Genomic DNA, 25,201 nt, shown 5'->3' with positions numbered 1-25,201 from the left:
TTGAAGAAACGAGCATTAGTAAGCGTATCAGATAAGCAGGGCATCGTCCCGTTCATTGAAAAACTGGCGGCCATGGGGGTAGAAGTGATTTCCACCGGCGGAACAAAACGAGCTCTTGAAGAAGCAGGCATCAACGTGATCGGAATTGAAGAAGTCACCGGTTTTCCTGAAATGATGGATGGAAGGGTTAAAACTTTGCACCCGGCTATTCATGGAGGCCTTCTTGGCGTCAGGGAGAATGAGGAACATATGTCAGCCCTTAACGAACAGGGCATCGGCCTGATCGATTTTGTAATAGTCAACTTGTACCCGTTCCAGGCAACGGTTGAAAATCCGGATGCCACATTTGATGATGCGATCGAAAATATTGATATCGGCGGACCGTCAATGATCCGTTCAGCAGCTAAAAATCATCAGGACGTGGCTGTCATTGTAGATGCGGAAGATTACCCGGCCGTCCTGCAGGAGCTGAAAGATTTCGATGGGGAACTGACTATCGAACGGAAACGTAAGCTGGCAGCTAAAGCGTTTCGCCACACTGCCGCGTACGACGCCTTGATCGGAGAGTATTTAACGAAGCATACAGGGGAAGATGCTCCGGAAAAACTGACTGTTACATACAACCGGAAGCAGATGCTCCGTTACGGAGAAAACCCGCACCAGCTCGCTGCGTTTTATGAACGTCCATTAGGCAATCCGGTCTCTATTGCCAAGGCTGAACAGCTTCACGGAAAAGAGCTTTCCTATAACAATATTAACGATGCCGATGCGGCTCTCGCGGTGATCCGGGATTTTAACGGACCGGCAGTAGCGGCAATTAAACATATGAATCCGTGCGGGGTAGGCATCGGGGATACGATTTATGACGCGTTTATAAAAGCTTACGAAGCGGATTCCACCTCCATTTTTGGCGGCATTATCGCTTGTAACCGCGAGGTAGACAAAGAGACAGCGTTAAAAATGAAGGAGATCTTCCTTGAAATTATTATCGCCCCAAGTTTTTCGAAAGAGGCTCTGGCTGTCCTTACTGAAAAGAAAAACCTGCGTCTTTTAACCGTGAACCTGTCGTCGAACCAGCCTTCTGAGCAGCGTATTACCACTGTTTCAGGCGGAGCGCTTATGCAGGAAACGGATACGCTCAGCTATGAAGATGTAGAAGTGACTATTCCGACAGACCGCAAGCCTTCCGACCGTGAGCTTGAGCAGATCAAGATGGCCTGGAAAGTAGTCAAGCATGTGAAATCGAACGCCATTGTACTGGCCAAAGATGATATGACAATCGGTGTCGGTGCAGGACAGATGAACCGTGTCGGCGCAGCTAAAATCGCTATTGAACAGGCTGGTGAAAAAGCCGAAGGATCAGTTATGGCTTCAGATGCATTCTTTCCTATGAGCGATACAGTAGAAGCGGCAGGGAAAGCCGGCATTCGCTGTATTATCCAGCCTGGCGGTTCGAAGCGGGATCAGGAATCCATTGATATGGCCAATGAGTACGGTATTGCCATGGTGTTTACCGGCGTCCGTCACTTTAAGCATTAAGAGGGGGAAAGCGGTATGGGAATGAAAGTGTTAGTCATAGGCGGCGGGGGCCGGGAACATGCTCTTGCCTGGAAATTTGCCCAGTCTGACAAAGTGTCCGAGGTACTGGTGGCTCCAGGCAGTGATGCGATTGACGACGAACCGGGCTGCCGTTCAGTCGCGGTTCCGGAGAACGACCACAGCGCACTCATTTCTTTGGCACAAAAAGAAGGGGTCGGACTGACAATGGTCGGCCCGGAAGCCCCTCTTGTGGCGGGTCTGGTGGATGATTTTCAAAAGGCTGGGCTTAAAGTCTTCGGTCCTACAAAGGCGGCGGCCACTATTGAAGGCAGCAAACAGTTTGCAAAAGATATTATGAAAAAATACAACATTCCCACCGCGGAATTTGAGACGTTTACAGATCTGGAAGAAGCAAAAGCCTATGTCAGGCGTGCTGGGGCTCCAATCGTAGTCAAAGCAGACGGTCTGGCAGCTGGTAAAGGTGTGGTGGTTGCTGAAACGGTAGATGAGGCGCTAAACGCGCTGGAGGAGATGATGGACGACAGGAAATTCGGTGATGCCGGCGAATCTGTTGTCATTGAAGAATGTCTGCGCGGCGAAGAACTGTCTTATATGGCGTTCGTTCACGGCCGGAAAGTTGTCCCGATGGTGACAGCGCAGGATCATAAGCGGGCATTCGAAGGTGACACCGGCCCTAACACCGGAGGGATGGGTGCCTATTCGCCTGTCCCTCACCTGGACGGGGAGTGGCTTAAGAAAGCGGAAGAGACCGTCCTGCGTCCAATGGCAGAGGCTATGGCAGATGAGGGTGTCCCGTTTACAGGCATCCTATACGGCGGGCTGATGATTACTGAGCACGGCGCGAAAGTGATTGAATTTAATGCCCGTTTTGGAGACCCGGAAACGCAGGTCATTCTGCCGAGGCTGAAGTCGGATCTGGCCGAGGTTATTGATCGTGTCATGTCAGGAGAAGAGCCAGAACTGGAGTGGACAGACGAAGCCTGTGTCGGAGTCGTTCTTGCTTCGGAAGGGTATCCGGGAAGCTACGAAAAAGGGATACCGTTTGACTTGCCTGATGTTGCTGACCCAGACAAGCAGCGGTGGTTCCATGCCGGCAGTAAGCGCCGCGATGGCGGATGGCAGACGAACGGCGGCCGTGTGCTCCTGCTGTCAACCTTGGCTCCCGATTTAAACCGGGCGCTTGAAAGCACGTACGCCTCCTTAAACCGTGGAACGTGGAACGGCCTTTTTTACCGGAAAGACATCGCTCATCAGTTAAAATAGAGAAACTGCAGCCCCACCTTTTCACAAGGTGGGGGCTTTTTGGTGTGGGGAGGTGGCGGTCTGGCTGGTGTTTGAGGCTGATGGAAAGTCCGCGGGTAAAAAAAACACAGTGAACTTCCACACGGATGTGGTGACTTCGGCGTTTTCACAGGACGTGAAGGGGTTAGCCGAAGATCCCTTGCGACGACGTTGCACTTATGCCTGTGGTGTAAGGCTTTACGGGAGTGAACCGGCCGATAAGCAAAGAATTAAACTGGGCAATGCTGGCCATATATAAAGAGATAAGGGAAAAGTCAGCAGAAAAAGTATAACCTGGGAGCTCTTGCACAAGCTATGACCAACTTGTAAGTAAAGGAGAAGATAAGATGCGAACATTTTGGTTAACTGCAATGGCTGCAGTATTTCTGGTGGCAGGGACAGTCGCTTTTATACCTTTGGAGGCCGGCGCTGAAGGCTTTAACAGGGACGTGACATTAACAGAGGAGCAGCAGAAGGAAATGGGGGCCCTTCATAGGGAAGCGTTTAATAAACAGAAGGACATTGTGAACAAATATGTGGAATTTAACGTTCTTACAAAGGAAAAAGGAGAGCAGATTATTGCTCACTTTGAACGGGCTTATAAGGAACTGGAACAGAACGGTTTCATACCTAACTGGGAGCGCCCGCACCACAGCGAAAAACAGGATAATTAACGTTAAGAGGCTGGAACAAGTATTTATTAAGGAAGCCGAACAAATCGCCCGATAAGGTTTGTTCGGTTTTTTGTTTTTGCAGTTAAAGAAGATTGATTTTGGCAAAAAATAAAGGCACTGATTTTAAGGCGGCTGTTCAATCAGTTAAAAATTAAATTAAATGGGTATAATAAGTGCCTCTATCGGCGAAACTGTGGTTCCTATCAGCGAAAAAGTGATTCAATCGGCGAAAAATGATTTCTATCAGCGGAAATATAATTCTATCGGCGAAAAACAGAATCAATCGGCGAATTTCCTCCTTCTATCAGTTACTTTGAATAATTATTATCTGACTCGTTCCCCACATTCTTATCAAAAATAACCTGGCTGATTTGCCATTAACACTGTACCCCGGCGAAAAAAGATTTATTTTCCAAAAATATCTTGTGAAAAGTTTAACAAATTAACTGGCAGGGAATAGGAAATTGATGACCTTATTTTTTGACGAAAGGGGGAGTAGCGGGTTGGATTTGGGTCATTGGGAGGCAGCAGTCATTCTGTGGGGCAAGCGATTAAAATACAGGGAGATGATCTTATGTCCGGCATTTTGGTCTTCATCCTTTTCCTGGCAGTAGTGGCGATTGTGATGATGTATATTATTAATTCAAGAAAAAAGGATTTGGCAATCGAAGGTCACAGTGATTTTTCCAAAAGAAAATGTGACAAGTGCGGGCATGAAATTCCAGATGGATACATGAAATCCTTATGTCCTCAGTGTAAAACTTTTTTAGCGAGATAGAAAAAAGTGATAGAAAAAAGAGTGAAATGACGTATTGAATTGAGGGTTGGACAATTCAATATGTCATTTTTTTGTTGGCTGGGAAAAGCGGCAAACTGGGAGGCTAAATGAATTCAGAGACGGTCGAGGAGATGAGAGAGGAGGAGTGCAGACAGCTGCTTTTAACCAGCATGACAACACATTGAAGCCTCAGACAGACTGAGGCGAAGTAAAATCAGAAGAGAATAGTTTTAATAAAAATATACTGACTAACGACCTGATTTCCTTATAAATACAATTATACCAATTACGTGACATAAGTCTTATTTTGGTAGTTCTATGTTTTATATATTTCACAAGTGGAAAGAGGAGGATGGATGAAGATATCCTAATTATCTGACAATTTAGCGATTGGAGGATGATAGAGTTTGGACAGTCGTAAAATTGTGAGGTTGGTCAGCAAGTTGTAAAACGTTCAGGATTTTTAAAAACTTTTATTTATTTTACAGGAGGAATGTTTGGTATGGCACGACGAGATTTATACCCTTCAAGAGTAAGTGAGAAAGCGTCAATTTCTGAAAGAAAAGACCCAATCATCCATAACGAAGAGGCATATAAGCAAGGTCCTTTATCAAAAAGTGAACTGGATTTTTATGAAGAAAACGGTTATATCATGCTTGAAAAATTCTTTGATGATACCCAGCTGAATATGATGAAACAAGAGCTTCAATATACAATGGACAACAACCGTGACCGGGACTCTGATGAAGTCATTAAAGAACCAAGCAGTAATGAAATCAGGTCGATCTTTGAAGTACACAAAGACGGCGGGTTCTTTGAAAAGCTGTCCCAGAATGAGCGCCTGGTTAACATTTGTGAGCAGATTCTTGGCACTCAGGTGTATATCAACCAGTCCCGTATTAACTTTAAACCAGGCTTTAAAGGGAAAGAGTTCTATTGGCACTCTGATTTTGAAACATGGCACGTGGAAGACGGCATGCCTCGAATGAGAGCATTGAGCTGTTCTATTATCCTGACGGATAACTACGAATATAACGGTCCGCTTATGCTCGTACCGGGCTCCCATAAATGGTATGTATCCACTGCAGGTGAAACGCCTGATGAGAACTACAAGTCATCCCTGCAGCAACAGGAAGTAGGCGTACCGGATAACCAGAGTATGGAATGGCTTGTAAAACAGGCTGGCGGCCGCATTGACCGTGCCACTGGACCTGCGGGATCAGTGCTTCTGTTTGAATCCAATACAATGCACGGGTCTGCAGGAAATATTTCGCCATATCCGCGAAGCAACGTCTTTTTCGTCTATAATTCTATTAAAAACAAATTGGAACAGCCGTTCAGCGGAAAAGACCCTCGTCCTGAATTCGTCGCTAACCGCGAGAACGTCAAACCTATTGAACCAGTCAGAAATTTAAGCTACTCAAGCAAATATTAATAGAAGCATCGAACACGCCTGCCTGAGCGCAGGCGTGTTTTTTTGAGGGATCGTTCACGGCTTAAGCACTTTTGGGGCGGAAAATTTTAATAATGTCATACTGCAAACCAGGCAGCTTACATCCGTGTGCAAACATTTCAACGATCTTCATTTAAAAACCCTCAAAACATATCCGCCGCAGCCGCATTGGTCGATGTACTTCGCTTCAACGGCATCGCCGTATTTATCTTTAATTACAGATAAAAGATAGTCAGTTGGATTGCCAAACACATCAGGGGTAACAAGATTAACATAAAAGCCTTCCGCTGTTTCGTCAATCGCTTCAATCGCGTGTCTGATCACAAAAGCGCGGTCTTCAGCATATTCTCCGTGTTCCAGGCTTGCTGACCAGTTTTTAAATTCCATGTCTAACGCCTCCCAGTCTCATTTTCTATAGTCTAAAGGGAGAATAAAAAACTGTCAGTGATGTAAGTCATAATCTGCTGCTTTATGAAATGGAGGAGAGACTGTTTATGTTTTTACTAGGGTTGAAGTGTTTACAAAAACGGCCATCTGCCGTTACAATAGATGTAACAATATGATAACCGTGTTCGCACTAGGGGTGCTATAACGCTGAGAGACAGGTGAAATTCCTGTTAACCCTTTGAACCCGAACTGGATAATACCAGCGTGGGGAAGTGCAGGTAAGCTGCATGCAGCAGAATTATTTTTTGTATTTTCTTTACTGCGTGGAACTTTACTGCATCTTCCTGATGGAAGATGCTTTTTTTATTTTCCAGTAAATGGGGGGTCTGACCCCCCATTTACTGGAACCCCTTCTTAGCGAGTCACTGGTAACCATATTGCTATATCACACATTCATAGAGGAGGATTCAGTATGCAAGGTTTAAGTTGTGGAATGAGCAGAATCGTGGGGTGCCGTTTTTCGGTGTATCCTATGACCGATAATTTCGTTGACGTCATTAAAGGAGCGTTGGAAGAGGTGGACACCTCGAAAGTGTGGAGTTATACCGACGATGTGAGTACGTGTATCCGCGGGAGAAGTGAGCATGTGTTTGATGTGGCTAAAGCGATTTTTATCCATGCCGCCAAGACGGGCGTCCATGTTGTATTTAACGGAACGTTCTCCATTGGCTGCCCTGGCGATTCAGAAGGAGACACGTACATGTCCGAGGATGATGTCCGCTTAAATGAAGAAAGTTCACAAAATGAACAGGTGGAGGCAGCTTCCCAGTTTGCGCTTTACCCAATGAATAATCCTGATTACATGCAGGTAATTGCCGACCAGGTGAGCGAGGCACAGGAACACGGCACGTTCACTAAAGGCGTCCATTACGCCTCACGTTTGGATGGTGACGCAAACGATGTGTTTAAAACGCTGGAAGAGGCGTTTGTCAATGCTTCAAAAACAGACGAGCGCAGCCACGTGACGATGACAGCGGCTGTTTCTGCTAACAGCCCTTCAACTAAGGATAAATAGGAGGCGGACCTGTCATGATGAAACAATGGAAGCTTAAAGAAATTGTTTTAATGTCCATTTTCGGTGTCGTGTTCGCCGTCATCTACTTGCTATTTTATTTTTTCGGGCAGGGTCTGAGGAACTTCTTAACGCCATTTGGCCTCGCGCCATTCGGCTATGAAGTGATTTTTGGAATCTGGTTTATCGTTTCAATTATTGCTGCCTACGTAATCCGTAAGCCTGGAGCCGCTTTCTGGTCGGAACTGATCGCAGGGACTGTCCAGGTTCTGATTGGAAGTCCGGCAGGGCCTCGTCTTATTATTTCGGCGGCGATTCAAGGCCTTGGCGCAGAAGTTGTTTTTGCGGCGACACGATATCGTAATTTCTCACTTTATGTGCTCGTTCTCGCAGGGATGTCTGCTGCCGTCTTCAGTTACGCCTGGGGATGGTTCCAGTCAGGTCTTGCTGCATTGACACCAGGCCTTATCGCAGCTACATTTGCGGTGCGTGTCCTCAGCGGCGCTTTGTTGGCAGGGCTGCTCGGAAAATATATCAGTGATCAGCTTGCCCAGACAGGTGTCCTGCGCGGATATGCGTTAGGAAAGGAGTTGCAGGAAAAACGTGAAAAAGAGGCTTCCTAATCAGATTCCTGCCGTTCAAAAACAGCCAGCCCTTATACGTACAGAAAACCTCTCGTTTGATTATGAGAAAAAGCAATCTGAACCGCTCATAAACGATGTCAGTTTTTCGCTCGAAGAAGGCGAAGTGACACTTTTAACAGGCGCCAGCGGGTCAGGTAAAAGCACCATTTCCCTTTGTTTAAACGGCCTTTACCCCGAAGCCGTGGAAGGGTATGCAGAAGGGACGGTTTATTACCGGGGAGAAGATATCAGCCGTTTCGAAAAAGGTGTGCTGAATCAGAAAATAGGCATTGTGTTTCAGGATCCGGAAAGCCAGTTTTGTATGGTCACCGTGGAAAATGAACTGGCTTTTACGATGGAGAATTTAAAAGTGCCGAGAAAAGTCATGGCCGAGCGGATGGATGCTGTTTTGGAAGTTACAGGGCTCACTGAGGTAAAGTACCGGGCCATTCATGAACTTTCAGGCGGGCAAAAGCAAAAGGTAGCTCTTGCCTCAGTACTTTTAATGGAGCCGGAATTGCTTATTCTTGATGAACCTACAGCAAATCTTGACCCCGTTTCTAGCCTTGAATTTATCCAGCTCGTGACAAAGCTTCAGCAGGAAAGGAAAATGGCTGTACTAGTCATCGAACACCAGCTTGACGACTGGATGCCTTACATCCATCGCGTGCTTGCCTTAAATAAACACGGCAAACTGATTGCAGATGGCCCCCGTGACAACGTCTTTACCGAATATAAAGAGACCCTTACGGAGGAAGGCATCCACCTGCCAAAGGCCATACAGAAGAACACCCAGAAACTGGGGGGTCAGACCCCCCAGTTTCTGGAACCTGCCCTTTCTATTTCAAATTTGTCGTTTAAACGTAAGGACAGGACGATTCTTGAAGATCTGACGATGACGCTTCATAAAGGTGAGTTTGTGGCTGTAGCCGGGGAAAATGGGGCAGGAAAGTCGACGCTGCTGCAGCTGATGGCTGGCATTCTCAGCCCCCATAAAGGGACGATTACGTTTCAGGATGCTCCATTGAAAAAGTGGCGTGAAGAAGAGCTGCGTAAACATATGGGTTTTGTTTTCCAGAACCCTGAGCACCAGTTTATTACCGACACAGTTTATGATGAACTCTCTTTTGGGATGAAGCTGAACGGCACACCGGAAGAGGAAATGAAAGAAAAAGTTACTGAACTGCTCGGGCACTTTCAGCTTGAGGGCCACCGCTGGAATAACCCATTTTCTCTAAGCGGAGGACAGAAGCGCCGGCTCAGTGTCGCTACAATGCTGGACGAGACACCGGACGTGCTTCTGTTTGATGAGCCCACTTTCGGGCAGGACGCCAAAACAACAGACGAATTAATGTCGATTGTTCTTGATTTGAAAGCGAAAGGGACAACGATCGTGTTTGTGACACATGATATGGATCTCATTGACCAGTATTGTGAAACAGTTTTTGTGCTGGACAAAGGAAATCTCGCTTTCTCCGGTACCCCCGAACAGCTTTGGGATAAGGAAAGCTTGCTGAAACAAGCGAGACTGCGGCTTCCTTACCGCGTACGGCAGCTGAAAGAAGAAGGTGACGTGTATGATCTCGTCCGTTAATCCGGCTGTGAAAATGGTTGCTATCATCATTCCCGGCGTGCTTTTAAGTTTCAGCTTTGATATTTTCACGCCGCTTACGTATTTAATATTTATTGTAGCATTCACTTTTTTGTTCAGTTCCATTCCGGTGAAAAAGTGGCTGCTTGTTTTTACGCCTTTCGTATTTTTAGCGTTGGGCTTCGCTTGGATGACCACTCTTTATACAAGTGACAGTTTCTCCGGCGGCCGGGTGCTGTTTGAATTCTGGTGGTTTGAAATAACGACTGGAGGCGTCATGGTAGGGATCAGTCTGGCATTGAGGTCACTTTGTTTTGTCGCCCTGTCGCTGATGTTTATTTTAACGACGGACTCTACAAAGTTTATGCTTAGTTTGATGCAGCAGTTCAAGCTGCCGCCGAAACTCACTTACGGAATTCTGGCAGGCTACCGGTTTCTGCCGACATTTAAGCACGAATTTGAAGTGTTGCGCCAGGCTCACCGGATAAGAGGAGTAGGACGTGCGAAAGGAGTGAAAGGGCGCCTTCGCCAGTTCCGCCGCTATGCAATCCCCCTGATGGCCAATGCGATTCGGAAGGCGGAGCGGGTGGCTATTGCGATGGAATCGAAAGGGTTCACAGGTTCTCATGACAGAACCCATTATCACCACATGTCTGTCGGAAAGAAAGACTGGGTATTTTTCGCAAGCATTGTCGGGACGTTCTTCCTCGTCGTCTTCACCTCCTACCAGCTCGGTTATTTAAATATTTTCGGCCGGCAGTTTTAAAGAAGCGCATGGACGTGGTAGCACCACCCCGAAAGGTAGAGTATTAATCTAACTTTCGGGGGGAACCACCTTCCATGCGTTTTTTTATTAAAAAGGTGTTACCACCTTCCGTCTCATATAATTAACCACCTATTAAATCCCTATTGCAGTCCTGAATTGCCCGATTGCTTTAAAAGCAAAGTATATGCCGCATCCAACCAGAAACAGACTGGCTGCCAGACAGATTCCTTTCAAGATGCTTTTCTTTAGTAATCTTCTTCCAAAAAAGACAGAGAGGGAGAGATTAAGGTTCCACAAGCCAATGCCTATAAATACAGCACTATTAATATAAAAAGCATGCAGCGGGTTGTCATTTTGGAAAGTGGAGCTTAGGACTGAGCCGTAAATCCCCAACCAGAACAGCAGGTTTAAAGGGTTGAAAGCAGCAATCGATGCGCCGGTAAGATAAGACCCCAGAAGGCCGCTCTTCTCATTTTGCTCTCTCATTTCTTCAAATGAGAGGTCTGAAAGCTGAGGCTGTGATTGGATACCCTGAATACCGGTATACGATAATACACCCGCTCCGAAAACCAGTAATGCAAGCTGCACCTCCTCAAGTGCCAGAAAACCCGATAAACCGTGGTACATAAGAAACATGATGATAAGATCGGCACTCATTCCCCCTGCACCTACAAGAAGAGAAGGCCAAAAACCCTGATTGATTCCTCTGCGGATAATTTCTATATTGATTGGTCCAATGGGTGCTGCAATAGACAAACCAAGTACAATTTGTCTGATTAATAGGAAGATCATCTTTTTACCCCCATAAAGCTTGTCTGTATAGTAAATGATCGTTTTAAGAAAATTAGAATAATAGGGGGGAACTTTTCTGCGGTCTAACGCTTCAGATTAACTAATAAAGTATAATGAAGCTAACAGTAAAAAAAAGGAAGGCGGGACGATAGGTGAGTGAGGACTTCAGAAAGAAACTGGAAGCTTATGAAAGAGGAGAAATCTCTGAAAATGAAATGGAAGAAATGAAGAAAGAGCTGGAAAAATTTAAGAGTTACCGGGATCATCTGGATAAAATGGAGAACAAGGAAAAAGAAAAGAAAGCTGGCGGCAGCAGAAATAAGAAATGGAAGAAGCGCCTGCGAACGGCCTTTATCGCGTTTGCTCTGTTCCTCGTGTTATCGATTGTGTCCAGCGTCCTGACAGCTCTCTACTATTCCTGGGGAGACCCTTCCAGAGCAGATAACTACCGTAACGTCATCGACCATACGCTGACAGTAACTGACCCCTACGGGTATCTCGGTGCCACAAGTACGAATGCCAGTCCATTTTTCGGTTTGAAAACGACAAGGGAGTTAAACAAACAAGTTGGCCATGACATTATTAAAGCGGGCGATATGAAAGTGAATTTCCGGTTTTCATTAATGTCTTTCCCTGAACGACATGACACTGGAAATGTATCTCAGAATAATCCGGTTTTTGTCCTTCCTGAAGCTCAAGGCTGGGAACTGGCCGAATGGGACAAACTTGAGCAGCTTGCAGTTGGGACAGTAGTCTCTGCTTTTGTTTCATTTGCGGAACTCCAGGGAACAGAAGAAGTCTTCCAGCTGTTTGAAGATAAAGAGATTGATATAACCTGGCTGGCTGTTAATACGGGAGTAGAAGCTGAAGACGAATGGGATGAGGGAATTGTCTTTGACCCGGTCGGTTTTCCCAGTTTTCCAATCTGGCATGAGGATGACATGATTTTAGATTTCAGAGAAGAAGAAAAAGGGCTGTTTGGCAGCCGGATTGTGTCTGAGAGTTTCTCCTCTCCAGATTACAACGCTGGAGAAGGGGAAGTGCTTCATAAACAGTTTTTAAAAACGTTATATTTTTTGCAGGAGCATGAACGAAAAGCAAATAATCTATATTTCGGGGATTTAAAGTTGTCAGAGAGGATAGACTTTCTGGAAAACTATGGAGTTTTCCATTATGGAGCTGTCATCACGGGACCGACTAAAGAAATCCTTCAACTTCAGGGTGAACCGCTAATTACCAGAATGGAAGTTGACGAGGTCAGTTTCTGGAACTGGATGGAGTAGGGAGGAAGCCTCACTTTTGGAGGAAAATTCCTTTCAAATCGGAAATTAACAAAATAGGAAGTTTATAAAAGATTCATAGTGGTACAGTACCTATGAATCATTTATAACTTCAAAGGAGATGATGGACACCATGGCAGATCGTTACAAAACAGGTGAAAAAGCACCGGAAAACGGTACGTACGAATTTGATGGATTAACCGACGGACGCAAGAAGAGTGATCCATCCGAAGAAGAACAGCAAATCAGCATGGAAAGCGGAGACACATTCCCGCCACTTCGTTCAAGTAAGGAAGCGGCTTACTGGAAAAAAGTTAATTAAACATTAAAAAAGGTATTGGCTCTTAGGCCAATACCTTTTAATGTTTATTCGTATAAGATTGGTGAACCAGGACCGAGGTCGATACCGAACAACATCCAAATGATAAGCATGAGTGTCCAGGCAATTGTAAAGACAATCGTATACGGGAACATAACAGAAATAAGGGTCCCAATCCCCATCTTTTTATCGTACTTCTGAGCGAAGGCGATAATGATAGCGAAATAAGTCATTAACGGTGTAATGATGTTCGTTGTTGAGTCAGCAATACGGTACGCCATCTGAGTCATTTCAGGCGAGTAGCCGAGCTGCATCATAATCGGAACGAATACAGGTGCCATCATAGCCCATTTGGCTGAGGCGCTTCCGATGAACAAGTTAATGAAACCTGCCACAAGAATGAAACCGAGAATCAGAGGAATCCCTGTAAGATTAGCTGCTTCAAGTGCTTCAGCACCGTAAACTCCAATTATGAGACCCATGTTGGTTTCTGAGAAATAAGCTACAAACTGACCGGCTGTAAACGCAAGGACGATAAACATTCCCATGGCAGCCATAGTGTCTGACAGCTGGTTTGCGACATCTTTGTCATTGCGGATGTTTTTAGTAGCCAGCCCGTAGAAAAGACCTGGAATAAAGAACAGAATCGCAATAATTGGAACAAGAGAGTCCATAAACGGTGACTGGATAATCCCCCCGTCATCTGCCCGTAACGGTCCGTTTTCCGGAATAATTGTTAAAGCGAACAGGATCACTCCGGCCAATAAAGAGACGCCAGCCCAGATTAGACCTTTTTTCTCAATTGAATCAAGACCTTTTAAGTCTTCACGGTAATCTCCTGTATATTCACCAAGGCGAGGTTCAACAATTTTTTCAGTTACCCAGGCACCTACGATGGTTAATATAAACACCGAAACTATAATAAAGTAATAGTTCATAGCGATATTCATACCTTCTGCATAGGCAGGGTCAATAATCGCCGCAGCTGAAATCGTCAGCTCACCGAGCAGCGGATCAGTTGCAGATAAGAATAAGTTTGCACTGAACCCTGCGGAAACACCGGCAAACGCAGCGGCCAGACCGGCTAATGGATGCCTTCCTAATGCGGCGAAAATAACAGCACCTAACGGCGGCAGGACAACATAACCGGCATCTGAAGCCACACTTGACATGATACCTGCAAAAACAAGTCCCCCAGTAATTAAAACTTTTGGTACGGAAAGGACAAATCCTCTCAGGCATGCGCTGATTAATCCGGTTCGTTCAGCCAGCCCGATCCCCAGCATTGTGGCAAGTACTACGCCCAATGGTGCGAATCCTATGAAGTTATCAACCATACTGGAAAACATGTACTGTATGCCTTCTGTGTTCAGCAGGCTTGTAACTTGAACCATTTCCCCTTCTTCACCAGGATGCTCAACACTTACACCCGTACCTGCAACGATTCCGGATAAAATGATGACAATCAGCGTCAAAATAGCAAACAGCGTGACCGGGTGCGGCAGTTTGTTTCCGACGAATTCTACCATATCGAGAAAGCGTTGAAAGATCCCTTTACGTTTTGAATCCAAAAAGAAAAACCCCTTTCAGTCCGATGCAACAAAAAAACTAAAATTCTGACATCTTACATGTTATTTTTCTATTACACCTATCTTTTATTCGACACTAGTATATAAGTTTATAAGTAAAATTTGAACACGTTTTCAAAAAGTGGGAAAAATGCAATATTTCAGTTAAGTGATTATTTTGAGATAATTTCGGATGATCCAGTCACTAACACATTCAGTCTTTTCTAGTAATATCAGGGGATTGTGGGAATTTGCCAGGCCGGATAAGGTCATCAGTCAGGGAAATATGTAAAATTGTGAGTAGACGTAAAAGAGTGTCATTAGACCGATATGAAACGGAGGCAGCCTGTCTGTCCGGCTCCAGCGCCGCGTAAGATGCGAAGCAAGTCAATTGAGAAGATATTACTAATGTCTTCAAAAATAGAAGCACCTCCAAAAAAATATTGAAGGTGCGTGGCCTGCCTTATTTAATGAAAGAAAACTAAATGTGCCGTTTCATTTTTTCTTTAGAATGGTGTGCGATGCTCGCGCTTCTACTGCTTTTTGCTTCCTGTGCAGCCTCATCCAGAAGACAGCTCCGAAGACAAGGCTCCCAAAAAAGAAGAAAAACAGAAAGAGGGAATCAGTCGCCAGTTCCCATAAGTTCACAGGGCCTCAGTCCTTTCCGGAGTTTTCACGACGGATTAATGTTTGAATAGTCGTCTTCTTCGTACTCCTCAACTCTTTCCTCGTAAAGAAATACGACAGGGCAGAACCTTGTAATACCTTCAGCCACTTTCATAGCGCCTGCCATGACAGAGAGGAGAGGGAAGTTTCTGTAAGGGCGTTTAACGAGCTGTGCCGTCCCCCAGCTCAACAGTGTCAGTCCGCACGTAATTCTGATTAGGGCATTTAATGTCCCAATGTTAGGTTTAAACATGGTAAATCCTCCTTTTTAATTAGGCTGTCAATCCTTCTGCCATATTTGTGAAAGACTAACAGAACTTTTTTTAACAAAAATTTAATCTAATCTTTAGCCCTGTAAAGGGGAAATATGTTACCATTATGAAAACGGTTTCTTTGTTGGTATAAACGACATTTTTTACCGAAGGTATTTTTAATAAACACGCTTGTGAATGAGTCAACATAAAGAAACATTTATCCTAAAGTCTGAATAGGTGATAAAAATGGTAAAAGGATTTTCCCATTACTGGACAAAAAAGCAAATAAGAGAGCAGCAGGCAGTCGTTCAAGGAAAAACTGCACCTACACTGGTCATAAAAAACGCCACCTACCTGAACAGCTTTCGTAAAAGCTGGATGGAAGGAAACATTTGGATCCACGGTGACCGTATCGTGTATGCAGGGACCGACATGCCCAAATTGCTGGATAGCACAGAAATTTATGATGCTGCCGGGCAGTATGTGGTACCGGGCTATATTGAGCACCACGCTCATCCGTTTCAGTTATATAATCCCCTCTCACTAGCCAAGTATGCATCTGAAAGAGGGACGACTACTCTTATAAATGACAACATGCCGTTCTTTTTTCATTTGGACAAAAAGAAAGCGCTTACTTTACTTGACGAAATACAAAAGACACCTGCCACGATGCTCTGGTGGGCGCGGTACGATGGTCAGACAGAGCTTCGAAACAGCAATGATGTGTTTGCCTGTTCAAATATGAGAGCATGGCTTGACCACCCTTACGTCGTGCAAGGCGGAGAACTGACCGACTGGCCAGGTGCACTTTATGGAGACGACCAGATGCTCCACTGGATGCTCGAAACGAAAGACGTCCGTAAACCGATCGAAGGGCATTTGCCGGGAGCCGGGGAGAAAACGATCGCTCAGATGGCCATGATGGGAGTGGATGGAGACCATGAATCGATGTCTGGAGATGATGTCCTTAAAAGGCTGGATGCCGGCATGGTTACCTCTCTCAGATATTCATCGATCCGGCCGGATTTACCGGTTATTCTTCAAGAGCTTCACGAAAAGAATTTCAGGCAGTATGACCGGCTGCTAATGACCACTGACGGCTCCCCGCCCCATTTTATGAAAAAAGGGATGATGGACCATCTTATCGACCTCGCTGTCGAAGAAGGCGTGCCGCTCATCGAAGCGGTCAACATGGTGACCGTGAATGTGGCAACTCATTATCATATGGATGATGTGATCGGCATGATCGCTCCGGGCCGTTTAGCGAACTTAAATTTCCTGGAAAATCAAGAAAACCCGCTTCCTCAGGACGTACTGGCCAAAGGGGAATGGGTGCGTAAGAACAATCAGCCGTGCTTCCCTGATGTTTCTTTTAAGTGGGAAGATTATGGTTTTTCCGAATTGAATCTTGACTGGGAGTTAACAAGGCAGGACTTTCATTTTTCCATGCCGCTTGGCCTTGAAATGGTGAATGAAGTCATAATAAAGCCTTACCAGATTTCTCTTGATCTCACCCGGGAGGAGCTTCCGCCTGACACTGATGAGAACTTTATGATGCTCATAGACAGAAACGGGAAATGGCTTGTTTCAACACTTGTCAAAGGCTTTGCAAAAGATATATACGGGTTTGCAAGCTCGTTTTCAAACACCGGCGATTTAATTCTGATCGGAAAAAGCAAGCAGGGTCTTCTCGATGCATTTCAGGAATTAAAACGGCGGAAAGGAGGAATTGTGCTCCTTGACCGGGAAGGAGTAACGGCATCGGTCGATTTGCCGATTGGTGGTTTATTATCTTCGTTGGAAATGGAAGGCGGACTTGTGGAGGAAGAAGAAAGTTTAAGATCCGCACTGGCTGAGAAAGGGTATACGTTTGGGGACCCGATTTACAGTCTGCTGTTCTTCTCGGCTACACACCTGCCTTTTGTAAGAATTACACAAAAAGGAATTTTTGACGTTAAAAAGAAAAGGGTACTCTTTCCTTCGATTATGCGTTAAACTATAAAAGTGAACAGGTTTTGAGAGGTTGATCCAATAAATGAATGTGCCTAAGATGATATTACCAGTTATAGCTATAGCTCTTCTCGCAGCCTTTATATTTTTTATGGGTAATGAAGAAGAAATCATAGAAGAACCAAACACAGCTGAAGGATCTGACGAGCAAAACGAAGCAGACTTGGAAGAAAACGAGATGAAAGACTATTCCGGATCCTTCCCTCTCACCGGTATTAAAACAGATGAGAAGGCAGACTACCGGGCTTTTGGAGTCATGATTGAAAACTCGGCATCTGCTCGTCCGCAATCAGGGTTATACCAGGCCGATGTCGTTTATGAAGTTCTTTCAGAAGGAAGGATTACACGTCTCCTGGCGTTTTTCCACAGTCATCAGCCTGACCGCATCGGGCCTGTAAGAAGTGCCAGAGACTACTACATTTTTTTGAATAACGGCTACGATGCTATTTATGCATCCGCCGGAGGCAGTCCTGGAGCGTTTGACTTATTTGAACAGGGCACGGTGGATTTTATAAGCGGACTGGATTATGATGGCACGTTTTTCAAAAGGGCGAGCGATCGTTCAGCTCCCCATAACATGTACACTTCCTATGATGATTTAATGGAGGCATCTGATCATATCGGCCTGACTTTTAAAGACCGCCGGCCGCCTGAGCTTCCTTTTACCGTTGAACCGCAAGAGCCTGACCAGGAAGCAGCAGTCATCGGAGTCAGCTACAACAGCAGCATAAATGATGTGCAGTTTACCTACGATGAAGGGGCCGGGGGATATATCCGCTCGGTCGGGGGTGAACGGACAGACGACCTGGAGACGAATGAGCCTGTAGCGCCGAGGAATGTGTTTATTGTTGAAGCTTCACACCGGGTGATCGATGACCAGGGAAGACGGGACATTGATATCGAATCAGGCGGCAGCGCCTACCTGATTCATGACGGAGGTGCAGTGGAAGCAGAGTGGAAAAATGTCAGCGGAGTTATTTTACCCTTTAAAGACGGCGAACCACTGAACTTTTTACCGGGACAAACGTGGATTAATCTGGTCGAAGATATAGACGACGTATCGTTCGGCGACGCATCTTAAGTTTAATTACCAGCATCACGATTAAAGAAAGGATGAATACATGACATGCAAATTGACAAATTACGGGGAAAAGAACTAGATCAGCTGTTTAAAGCGATTTTAAGCCTGAAAGATGTTGAAGAATGCTACACGTTCTTCGATGATCTCTGTACCATGAACGAAATTCAGTCACTCGCCCAGCGTCTCGAAGTGGCACGCATGCTCATGGACGGCGATACGTATCAGCGGATCGAAAAAGACACAGGAGCCAGCACCGCAACCATTTCCCGTGTGAAACGCTGCATCAACTACGGCAACGACGGCTACAAATTCACGTTGGACCGGGTATATGAAAAATCAGAAGACAAATAAAGAGCGCTTTTTATGGAGACCTGGCTTTTCAGCCGGGTTTTTTTGTGTTTGGGGGGGGAGGGGGTGTTTGTCGCACAGGACGAGGGGGCAATCGATGGAAAAGGGTGTCAATTGCGAAAAACCGATTCAATCAGCGAAAACCACCATTCAATCAGCGAAAAACCCCCTCCTATCAGCTTATTAGAACTATTACAATCCCCCCGCGACCCAAGTTGACAAATTTCACACCGTGATTATCGAGACTGCCCTGATTTTTTGATATACTATTTCTCAGACGATAATGCAATGATGATTGGAGATAGAATGATGAAAGCGTACCATGAATGGAGACATGTGTTTAAATTAGACCCGGCTAAACCGCTCGACGATGAGTCGCTCGAGAAACTGGCAGAGTCGGGGACTGACGCGATAATTATCGGGGGAAGCGACAATATAACAGAGGAGAGCACGCTGGATCTTCTCATGCGAGTGCGGCGCTACAGTGTGGCATGTGTGCTCGAAGTGAGCACGATCAGTGCCGTTGTCCCGGGATTTGATTATTATCTGATCCCGTCTGTGCTGAATACCCGCCACATCACTTGGCTGAACGGTCTGCACCACCGGGCACTTAAGGAATTCGGCCATATGATCGATTTTGATGAAGTGCTATCCGAAGGCTATTGCGTCCTTAATCCGGATTCAAAAGTGGCCCAGTTAACTGATGCGGTGACCGAGCTGGATAAAGAGGACATTGTGGCATACGCAAGAATGACAGACCAGTTATTCCATATGCCGATTTTCTACATTGAATACAGCGGCACGTACGGATCGCCGGAAATTGTGAAAGAAGTAAGCGGGATGCTCGAGAAATCCCAGCTTTTTTACGGTGGAGGCATTGAAACACTGGCCCAGGCGGAAGAAATGGCGGAGCATGCAGACACCATTGTGGTTGGCAATGTGATTTACAGCGACTTAAAGGCAGCGCTCAAAACAGTCAACGCGGTAAAAAATTAATTGTATAAGCTCACGGGAAAGAGTAAAATAGAACAAAACAGAACGTACGTTTGGATGGTGGTATGATGAGAAACGAATTATTGGAAGGATTAAACCCTGAACAGCAGGAAGCGGTCAGGCACGGAGACGGTCCGCTGCTGATTATGGCAGGTGCGGGTAGTGGAAAGACGCGCGTACTGACACACAGAATTGCTTATTTAATCGGTGAAAAAGGGGTGCCGCACTGGTCTATTCTGGCTATTACATTTACGAACAAGGCAGCCCGCGAAATGAAAGACCGTGTTAAGAGCATTATCGGCAGTGAAGCTGAAGATATGTGGATTTCGACGTTCCACTCGATGTGTGTGCGGATTCTCCGCAGGGATATCGACCGTATCGGTTTCAACCGGAATTTTACAATCCTCGATTCAACAGACCAGAAAACGGTCATTAAGCGGCTTGTCAAAGAAATGAATCTGGATCCGAAGAAGTTTGATCCCCGTTCCATTCTCGGGTCAATCAGCTCGGCGAAAAATGAGCTGAAGACACCGGCTGATTATGCAAAAACAGCTAATGGGTATTATGAAGATACCGTTCATAAAGTGTATGAAGCGTACAAGAAGGAGCTGAAGAAAAATCAGGCGCTTGATTTTGACGACTTGATTATGACGACAATCAGGCTTTTTAAACAAGTGCCGGAAGTGCTGGAGTATTACCAGCGCCGATTCCGCTATATTATGGTAGACGAGTATCAGGATACGAACAGGGCACAATATGTGTTAGTTAATATGATGGCCGACCGCCATAAAAATATCTGTGTCGTTGGTGACTCTGACCAGTCCATTTACCGGTGGCGGGGAGCGGACATCCAGAACATTCTGTCGTTCGAGAAAGATTATTCAAATGCCACAGTGGTAATGCTTGAACAGAATTACCGTTCTACGAAACGGATTCTTGAGGCTGCCAATAAAGTTATCGACTATAATACCGGGCGAAAGCCTAAGAACCTTTGGACACAGAATATCGACGGGGATAAACTCAATTATTATGAGGCCGACAATGAGCATGATGAAGCGCAGCATGTGGTCGGTAAAATTAAGGAGCATATAGACAGCGGAAAGTATACACCCGCTGACATTGCGGTGCTTTACAGGACTAATGCCCAATCCCGTGTCATTGAGGAACTTTTCGTAAAATCCAATTTGCCTTATACCATTGTGGGCGGCACGAAGTTCTATGACAGAAAAGAGATTAAAGACCTGCTTGCGTATTTGCGGCTTGTAGCGAATCCGGACGATGATATCAGTTTACGCCGGATTATTAATGTTCCGAAGCGGGGCATCGGCAATACGACACTTGATAAACTTCAGGCGTACGCTAACCAGCATGATTTGTCGCTTTTCCAGACTATTCAGGAAATCGATCAGGTTGGCCTGAGCGCCAGATTTACGAAAACGCTCAGCGAGTTCGGCGACCAGCTGAGAGGCTGGGTACAGATGCAGGAATACCTGCCGGTCATGGAACTTGTAGAAGAGCTTCTCGAGAAAACAGGCTACAGGGATATGCTGAAAAATGATAAAAGTTTAGAGGCAGAAGGCCGCCTGGAAAACATAAATGAATTTTTAACCGTAGCAAAAGAGTTTGAAGAAGTGAATGAAGATAAAACACTCGTTGCCTTCCTGACTGATCTGGCGCTTATCGCAGACATCGATCAGGTGGATGACGATGAGGAAGCGGAAGAAAAGCTGCTTCTTATGACCCTTCACTCAGCAAAGGGGCTTGAATTCCCGGTTGTTTTCCTGATCGGGCTTGAAGAAGGCGTCTTCCCGCACAGCCGGGCTTTAATGGAAGAAGTGGAGATGGAAGAGGAGCGCCGTCTTGCTTACGTAGGTATTACACGTGCTGAGCGCCATCTTTATATGAGCCGGGCCCGTATGCGGACACTTTACGGCCGGACGAATATGAACCCGCCTTCCAGGTTTTTAAGTGAAATTCCTGATGAATTGGTGGAACAAGCGCAAGGCGGAAGGGCACAGGCAGCGACACCGCCTTGGATGCAGACGTCCCGATCGGGTGGCGGCGGCAGGCAAGTACAAAGTTCTGCCAGGCCTCAGCCACAGCCACGAAAACCGTCACCGCGACCGCAGACAACGACTACCCAGGGAGCATCGTTCGCCTGGGCGGTGGGTGACAAAGCCCTTCACAAAAAATGGGGTACAGGAACCGTCGTCAGCTTAAAAGGCAGCGGAGAGAACGTGGAACTCGATATCGCTTTCCCTGAAGTTGGCGTGAAGCGGCTGGCCGCTAAATTTGCACCGATTACGAAAGGTTAAGGTGAGAAGAACATGGCAAATGACGATGTGAAAAAGCAAATAGACCACCTGACAGATCAACTCAATGATTACGCTCATCACTATTATGTTCTGGACAATCCGAAAGTTTCGGATGCAGAGTACGACCACCTTCTTAAAGAGCTTATGAGACTTGAAGAGGATCATCCTGATTTAAAGCGGGATGACTCTCCAAGTGAACGTGTGGGCGGCGAGCCGCTCGACTATTTTAAAAAAGTCCAGCACGATGAACCGATGCTGAGTTTATCTAATGCGTTTGATGACCAGGAACTCCGTGATTTTGACCGGCGGGTTCAGCAGGGGCTTGGCTATGAACCTTCTTATATTTGTGAATTGAAAATTGACGGGCTTGCAGTCAATCTTAAATATGAGGCGGGAAGGTTTATTCAGGGCGCCACACGCGGCGATGGAACGACCGGTGAAGATATTACGAGCAATTTACGAACTATTCCGTCTATTCCGCTGAAACTGAAACAGGCGGCAGATATTGAAGTACGCGGTGAAGCATTTATGCCGAAAAAGTCCTTTAACCGTCTGAATGAAGAGAAAGAGAAGAACGGGGAATCCTTATTTGCCAATCCGAGAAATGCGGCGGCGGGCTCGCTTAGACAGCTTGATCCTAAAATCGCTGCCAGAAGAAACCTCGATATCTTTATTTATTCTGTTGGGAAACTCGAAGATAAAGAGCTGGACTCCCATCATGAGTCCCTTAAATACGTTAAAGAACTTGGGTTTAAAACAAATGAAGAGACAAAGCACTGCACAAATATAGAGGAAGTAATTGACTACTGCGAGAGCTGGATGGACAAGCGGGGGGATCTTCCTTACGAAATTGACGGAATCGTTATTAAAGTGGACAGTATCCAAGCCCAGAAAAAGCTTGGCTTCACTGCCAAAAACCCTAGATGGGCGACAGCATTTAAATTCCCGGCTGAAGAAGTCGTGACGACTCTGGAAGATATTGAATTAAATGTGGGTCGTACGGGAGTGGTGACTCCGACCGCGATTTTGTCTCCAGTCTCTGTAGCGGGTACAACGGTAAGGCGCGCTACCCTCCACAATGAGGATATGATCAGGGAACAGGATGTGAAGATCGGTGACAAGCTGACGATTAAAAAAGCAGGGGATGTCATTCCTAAAGTTGTGAATGTCCTGACAGAACAGCGAACAGGTGAGGAAAAAGAGTTCCATATGCCTGAGGAGTGCCCTGAATGTGCCAGCGAGCTGATCCGCATAGAAGGAGAAGTGGCACTGAGATGCGTGAACCCTAAATGCCCGGCGCAAATACGTGAAGGGCTGATCCACTTTGTGTCCCGCAACGCGATGAACATCGATGGTCTTGGGGAGCGGGTGATTACACAGCTTTTCGAACATAATCTCATAAAAGATGTCGCTGACCTTTACCGGCTCGACAGGGATGAACTGCTGAAACTCGAACGCATGGGAGAAAAATCGACGGATAATTTACTGAACGCCATTGAAGCGAGTAAAGACAATTCATTGGAGAAGCTGTTATTCGGACTAGGCATCCGTTATGTGGGATCTAAGGCAGCCAAAACACTTGCTATGACATTCGAGACGATGGAGACACTTAAAAACGCTACAGTGGAAGAACTGGAAGCTGTCGATGAGATTGGAACTAAAATGGCAGACGCCATCGCCACTTATTTTGAACAGAAAGAAGTTCAGGAGTTGCTTGAAGAGCTGAAAGAGCTTGGAATTAATATGGTTTATAAAGGCCCTAAACTTCAGAGTGACGTTGGAGCTGACTCCTTTTTTACCGGGAAAACGGTCGTTCTTACCGGGAGCATGGAACAGATGACCCGGGACGAAGCGAAAGCCGAAGTGGAAGCCCGGGGCGGAAAAGTGACGGGAAGTGTGACTAGTAAGACAGACTTGCTGGTAGCGGGTGAAAAAGCAGGGTCGAAGCTGAAGAAAGCTGAAGATCTGAACATCGAAATTTGGAACGAAGAGAGATTTGTGGAAGAATTAGGATAATTTTCACAGATGAAAATAAAGCAAAAGGTTGGCTGGATTACAAAGGGACAGTATGAGAAAATAACTGAGAGATTGTTAATCGGCCGACTGCTTGTATATCGACAGATGAACACGCCATGGGCCGGTGGCGAGGAGTGTGGGATGAATGAAGAAAAAGTTAGGTTTTTTGAGTCTTGTATGTGCTGTGATGTTATCCGGCTGTATTCCAGGTCTGGAAAGAAGCGAAGAAGATGTGATCGTGGTGGAAGAGACTGAGGAAGAAGAAGAAATTGAATACATCATTACACCAACCATCGAATCACCCGACCATTTTTACAGGAATGTACTCGTAGACGGGACGTACCAGCGGAGTGAATCGCGGGGAAGTGTAGCTCATTCGATGAATAGCCGGATTGATATAAATCAGTTTGAATTGGGTCTTATGGAGATTGCGAGCGGAGTGTATGACCAGGAAGAGTATTATTTTCAGGAAGGAACTTTCCTTTCCGGAGGGCGTATAAACAGCTGGCTTCGCAGATACGACCCTGAAGAAGAACGTTACATGTACGGTTTGAACCCTCCTTTAGCAGATGAAGAATCAACTGAAGATCAGATGGGCGATAATCCGATAGTGTTATCTCATATTATGGAACATAATTATTACACGGGAAGTGAAGAGGAAGGTGTGTCTTTAGGCGGCGTTGTTATGGGCATATCTTTGAATGACGTTTATTATTTCCAGACAGAAGATGAAGATGGCGGATACCACTTTCATGAAAGAGACATAGACGGTGAGGAGGCCCTCGAGTACGGCCGGCGGGCTGCCCAGACAATGCTTGAGAGAATGAGGGAAATGGAAGGCCTCGAAGAAGTACCTATTACGTTTGCCCTCTATCAGGAAGAAGGCCGCGGATCGGTGGTGCCGGGAACGTTCGTGTCATTAAGCCAGGCCGGCAGCGGAGAGATGGAACTCGGGAACTGGGAAGCGATTAATGAAGATTATTTCGTTTTTCCTTCCAACAGGGCAAGAGATGTTCAGCCGAATTTATCAAGCAGTTTCTCGCAATTCAGGGAAGATATTGAAAACTTCTTTGACCATCAGGTAGGAGTCGTTGGTAAAGGGCGTTATAATAATGAAAATCTGAATGAATTAAAAATAGAGCTGAACCTTCAATCCCATGGGAAAGCAGAGATCATTGCTTTGACCCAGTTTATCAGCGGAAGACTGGATTCCGCCTTTTCGGTGAACGTGCCTATTTATGTGTACATTGAGTCAGTTAACGGGTCCGAGGGGCTTGTTGTTCAGTATCCTGAGCAGGAACCCTATATTCACGTATACAGATAAACCGCTCCTCCCCCGGACATATTTAATATGTCCGGGATTTTTGTTTTTTC

23 protein-coding genes and 1 riboswitch are annotated in these 25,201 nt (G+C 45.8%); of the genes, 18 read left to right on the top strand and 5 right to left on the bottom strand.

What is annotated here, in order from left to right:
* The 5 genes from purH to thpD all read left to right on the top strand — a co-directional run bounded on the left by purH (position 1) and on the right by thpD (position 5,728).
* A complete protein-coding gene (gene purH / locus BMW59_RS09095) occupies positions 1–1,539 on the top strand; it encodes a bifunctional phosphoribosylaminoimidazolecarboxamide formyltransferase/IMP cyclohydrolase (protein ID WP_093050600.1) in 1,539 nt (512 codons plus the stop codon).
* 21 nt (positions 1,540–1,560) lie between these two features.
* Positions 1,561–2,823 carry a phosphoribosylamine--glycine ligase gene (gene purD / locus BMW59_RS09090; RefSeq protein ID WP_093051087.1) on the top strand — a complete coding sequence of 421 codons (1,263 nt, stop codon included), beginning with the start codon at positions 1,561–1,563 and terminating at the stop codon, positions 2,821–2,823.
* Positions 2,824–3,188: 365 nt separating this feature from the next.
* Positions 3,189–3,515: a YckD family protein gene (locus tag BMW59_RS09080; protein ID WP_093050594.1), complete on the top strand. Its 327-nt coding sequence runs from the start codon at positions 3,189–3,191 to the stop codon at positions 3,513–3,515.
* 160 nt (positions 3,516–3,675) lie between these two features.
* Positions 3,676–3,876 carry a hypothetical protein gene (locus BMW59_RS21615; protein WP_177174255.1) on the top strand — a complete coding sequence of 67 codons (201 nt, stop codon included), beginning with the start codon at positions 3,676–3,678 and terminating at the stop codon, positions 3,874–3,876.
* 919 nt (positions 3,877–4,795) lie between these two features.
* Positions 4,796–5,728: an ectoine hydroxylase gene (thpD, locus tag BMW59_RS09070; RefSeq protein ID WP_093050588.1), complete on the top strand. Its 933-nt coding sequence runs from the start codon at positions 4,796–4,798 to the stop codon at positions 5,726–5,728.
* Between the two features lie 147 nt (positions 5,729–5,875).
* Here the strand turns inward: thpD and BMW59_RS09065 are convergent, their stop codons facing one another.
* Positions 5,876–6,133, bottom strand: a complete 258-nt coding sequence (locus BMW59_RS09065) for a CGCGG family putative rSAM-modified RiPP protein (RefSeq protein ID WP_093050585.1) — start codon at positions 6,131–6,133, stop codon at positions 5,876–5,878.
* Between the two features lie 182 nt (positions 6,134–6,315).
* Positions 6,316–6,421, top strand: a riboswitch (TPP riboswitch).
* A gap of 184 nt (positions 6,422–6,605) precedes the next feature.
* Between BMW59_RS09065 and BMW59_RS09060 the strand changes: the two genes are divergently transcribed.
* Genes BMW59_RS09060 through BMW59_RS09045 form a run of 4 tightly spaced genes read left to right on the top strand, consistent with a single transcriptional unit; the run spans position 6,606 to position 10,185 of the window.
* The gene (locus tag BMW59_RS09060) at positions 6,606–7,208 is read left to right on the top strand and encodes a YkoF family thiamine/hydroxymethylpyrimidine-binding protein (protein ID WP_093050582.1); all 603 of its coding nucleotides are present in this window, start codon (positions 6,606–6,608) and stop codon (positions 7,206–7,208) included.
* A gap of 14 nt (positions 7,209–7,222) precedes the next feature.
* Complete coding sequence (locus tag BMW59_RS09055; RefSeq protein ID WP_093050578.1) at positions 7,223–7,828, top strand: ECF transporter S component; 606 nt, start codon at positions 7,223–7,225, stop codon at positions 7,826–7,828.
* Complete coding sequence (locus BMW59_RS09050; protein ID WP_245733023.1) at positions 7,809–9,422, top strand: ABC transporter ATP-binding protein; 1,614 nt, start codon at positions 7,809–7,811, stop codon at positions 9,420–9,422. Before BMW59_RS09055 ends, BMW59_RS09050 begins: the two co-directional genes overlap by 20 nt.
* Positions 9,406–10,185, top strand: a complete 780-nt coding sequence (locus BMW59_RS09045) for an energy-coupling factor transporter transmembrane component T family protein (RefSeq protein ID WP_093050575.1) — start codon at positions 9,406–9,408, stop codon at positions 10,183–10,185. Before BMW59_RS09050 ends, BMW59_RS09045 begins: the two co-directional genes overlap by 17 nt.
* A gap of 132 nt (positions 10,186–10,317) precedes the next feature.
* On the opposite strand, the gene BMW59_RS09040 is transcribed toward BMW59_RS09045, so the two are convergent.
* A complete protein-coding gene (locus BMW59_RS09040) occupies positions 10,318–10,977 on the bottom strand; it encodes a LysE family translocator (protein ID WP_093050572.1) in 660 nt (219 codons plus the stop codon).
* 152 nt (positions 10,978–11,129) lie between these two features.
* Here BMW59_RS09040 and BMW59_RS09035 point away from each other — a divergent pair, with 152 nt between their 5' ends.
* Together BMW59_RS09035 and BMW59_RS09030 are read left to right on the top strand one after the other, a co-directional pair.
* Positions 11,130–12,260 carry an anti-sigma factor gene (locus BMW59_RS09035; protein WP_093050568.1) on the top strand — a complete coding sequence of 377 codons (1,131 nt, stop codon included), beginning with the start codon at positions 11,130–11,132 and terminating at the stop codon, positions 12,258–12,260.
* Positions 12,261–12,390: 130 nt separating this feature from the next.
* Entirely contained in the window at positions 12,391–12,579 is a 189-nt protein-coding gene (locus BMW59_RS09030) for a YjzC family protein (protein ID WP_093050563.1), read from the top strand.
* Positions 12,580–12,623: 44 nt separating this feature from the next.
* On the opposite strand, the gene BMW59_RS09025 is transcribed toward BMW59_RS09030, so the two are convergent.
* From BMW59_RS09025 to BMW59_RS09020, 3 genes are all read right to left on the bottom strand, one after another.
* Positions 12,624–14,147, bottom strand: coding sequence for an AbgT family transporter (locus BMW59_RS09025; protein ID WP_093050560.1), 1,524 nt, complete (start codon positions 14,145–14,147; stop codon positions 12,624–12,626).
* A gap of 492 nt (positions 14,148–14,639) precedes the next feature.
* Positions 14,640–14,792, bottom strand: coding sequence for a hypothetical protein (locus tag BMW59_RS21610; RefSeq protein ID WP_177174254.1), 153 nt, complete (start codon positions 14,790–14,792; stop codon positions 14,640–14,642).
* 25 nt (positions 14,793–14,817) lie between these two features.
* Positions 14,818–15,063: a YgaP family membrane protein gene (locus BMW59_RS09020; protein WP_093050557.1), complete on the bottom strand. Its 246-nt coding sequence runs from the start codon at positions 15,061–15,063 to the stop codon at positions 14,818–14,820.
* Between the two features lie 247 nt (positions 15,064–15,310).
* Between BMW59_RS09020 and BMW59_RS09015 the strand changes: the two genes are divergently transcribed.
* The 7 genes from BMW59_RS09015 to BMW59_RS08985 all read left to right on the top strand — a co-directional run bounded on the left by BMW59_RS09015 (position 15,311) and on the right by BMW59_RS08985 (position 25,151).
* Positions 15,311–17,059 (top strand): adenine deaminase C-terminal domain-containing protein, encoded by a 1,749-nt coding sequence (locus BMW59_RS09015; RefSeq protein ID WP_093050554.1) that lies wholly within the window; start codon positions 15,311–15,313, stop codon positions 17,057–17,059.
* Between the two features lie 40 nt (positions 17,060–17,099).
* The gene (locus BMW59_RS09010) at positions 17,100–18,155 is read left to right on the top strand and encodes a DUF3048 domain-containing protein (protein WP_093050551.1); all 1,056 of its coding nucleotides are present in this window, start codon (positions 17,100–17,102) and stop codon (positions 18,153–18,155) included.
* Positions 18,156–18,200: 45 nt separating this feature from the next.
* Positions 18,201–18,506 carry a YerC/YecD family TrpR-related protein gene (locus BMW59_RS09005; protein ID WP_093050547.1) on the top strand — a complete coding sequence of 102 codons (306 nt, stop codon included), beginning with the start codon at positions 18,201–18,203 and terminating at the stop codon, positions 18,504–18,506.
* A 306-nt stretch (positions 18,507–18,812) separates the two neighbouring features.
* Positions 18,813–19,499 carry a heptaprenylglyceryl phosphate synthase gene (pcrB, locus tag BMW59_RS09000; protein ID WP_245733021.1) on the top strand — a complete coding sequence of 229 codons (687 nt, stop codon included), beginning with the start codon at positions 18,813–18,815 and terminating at the stop codon, positions 19,497–19,499.
* Between the two features lie 65 nt (positions 19,500–19,564).
* On the top strand, positions 19,565–21,811 hold the full coding sequence (pcrA, locus tag BMW59_RS08995; protein ID WP_093050541.1) for a DNA helicase PcrA: 2,247 nt from the start codon (positions 19,565–19,567) through the stop codon (positions 21,809–21,811).
* Between the two features lie 12 nt (positions 21,812–21,823).
* Positions 21,824–23,827 (top strand): NAD-dependent DNA ligase LigA, encoded by a 2,004-nt coding sequence (gene ligA / locus BMW59_RS08990; RefSeq protein WP_093050538.1) that lies wholly within the window; start codon positions 21,824–21,826, stop codon positions 23,825–23,827.
* A 145-nt stretch (positions 23,828–23,972) separates the two neighbouring features.
* Positions 23,973–25,151, top strand: coding sequence for a CamS family sex pheromone protein (locus BMW59_RS08985; RefSeq protein ID WP_093050535.1), 1,179 nt, complete (start codon positions 23,973–23,975; stop codon positions 25,149–25,151).
* Positions 25,152–25,201: the final 50 nt, after the last annotated feature.

It is taken from the genome of Salipaludibacillus aurantiacus (assembly GCF_900111295.1).
Lineage (GTDB): Bacteria > Bacillota > Bacilli > Bacillales > Salisediminibacteriaceae > Salipaludibacillus > Salipaludibacillus aurantiacus.
This window is presented reverse-complemented; position numbering and strand designations above follow the sequence as displayed.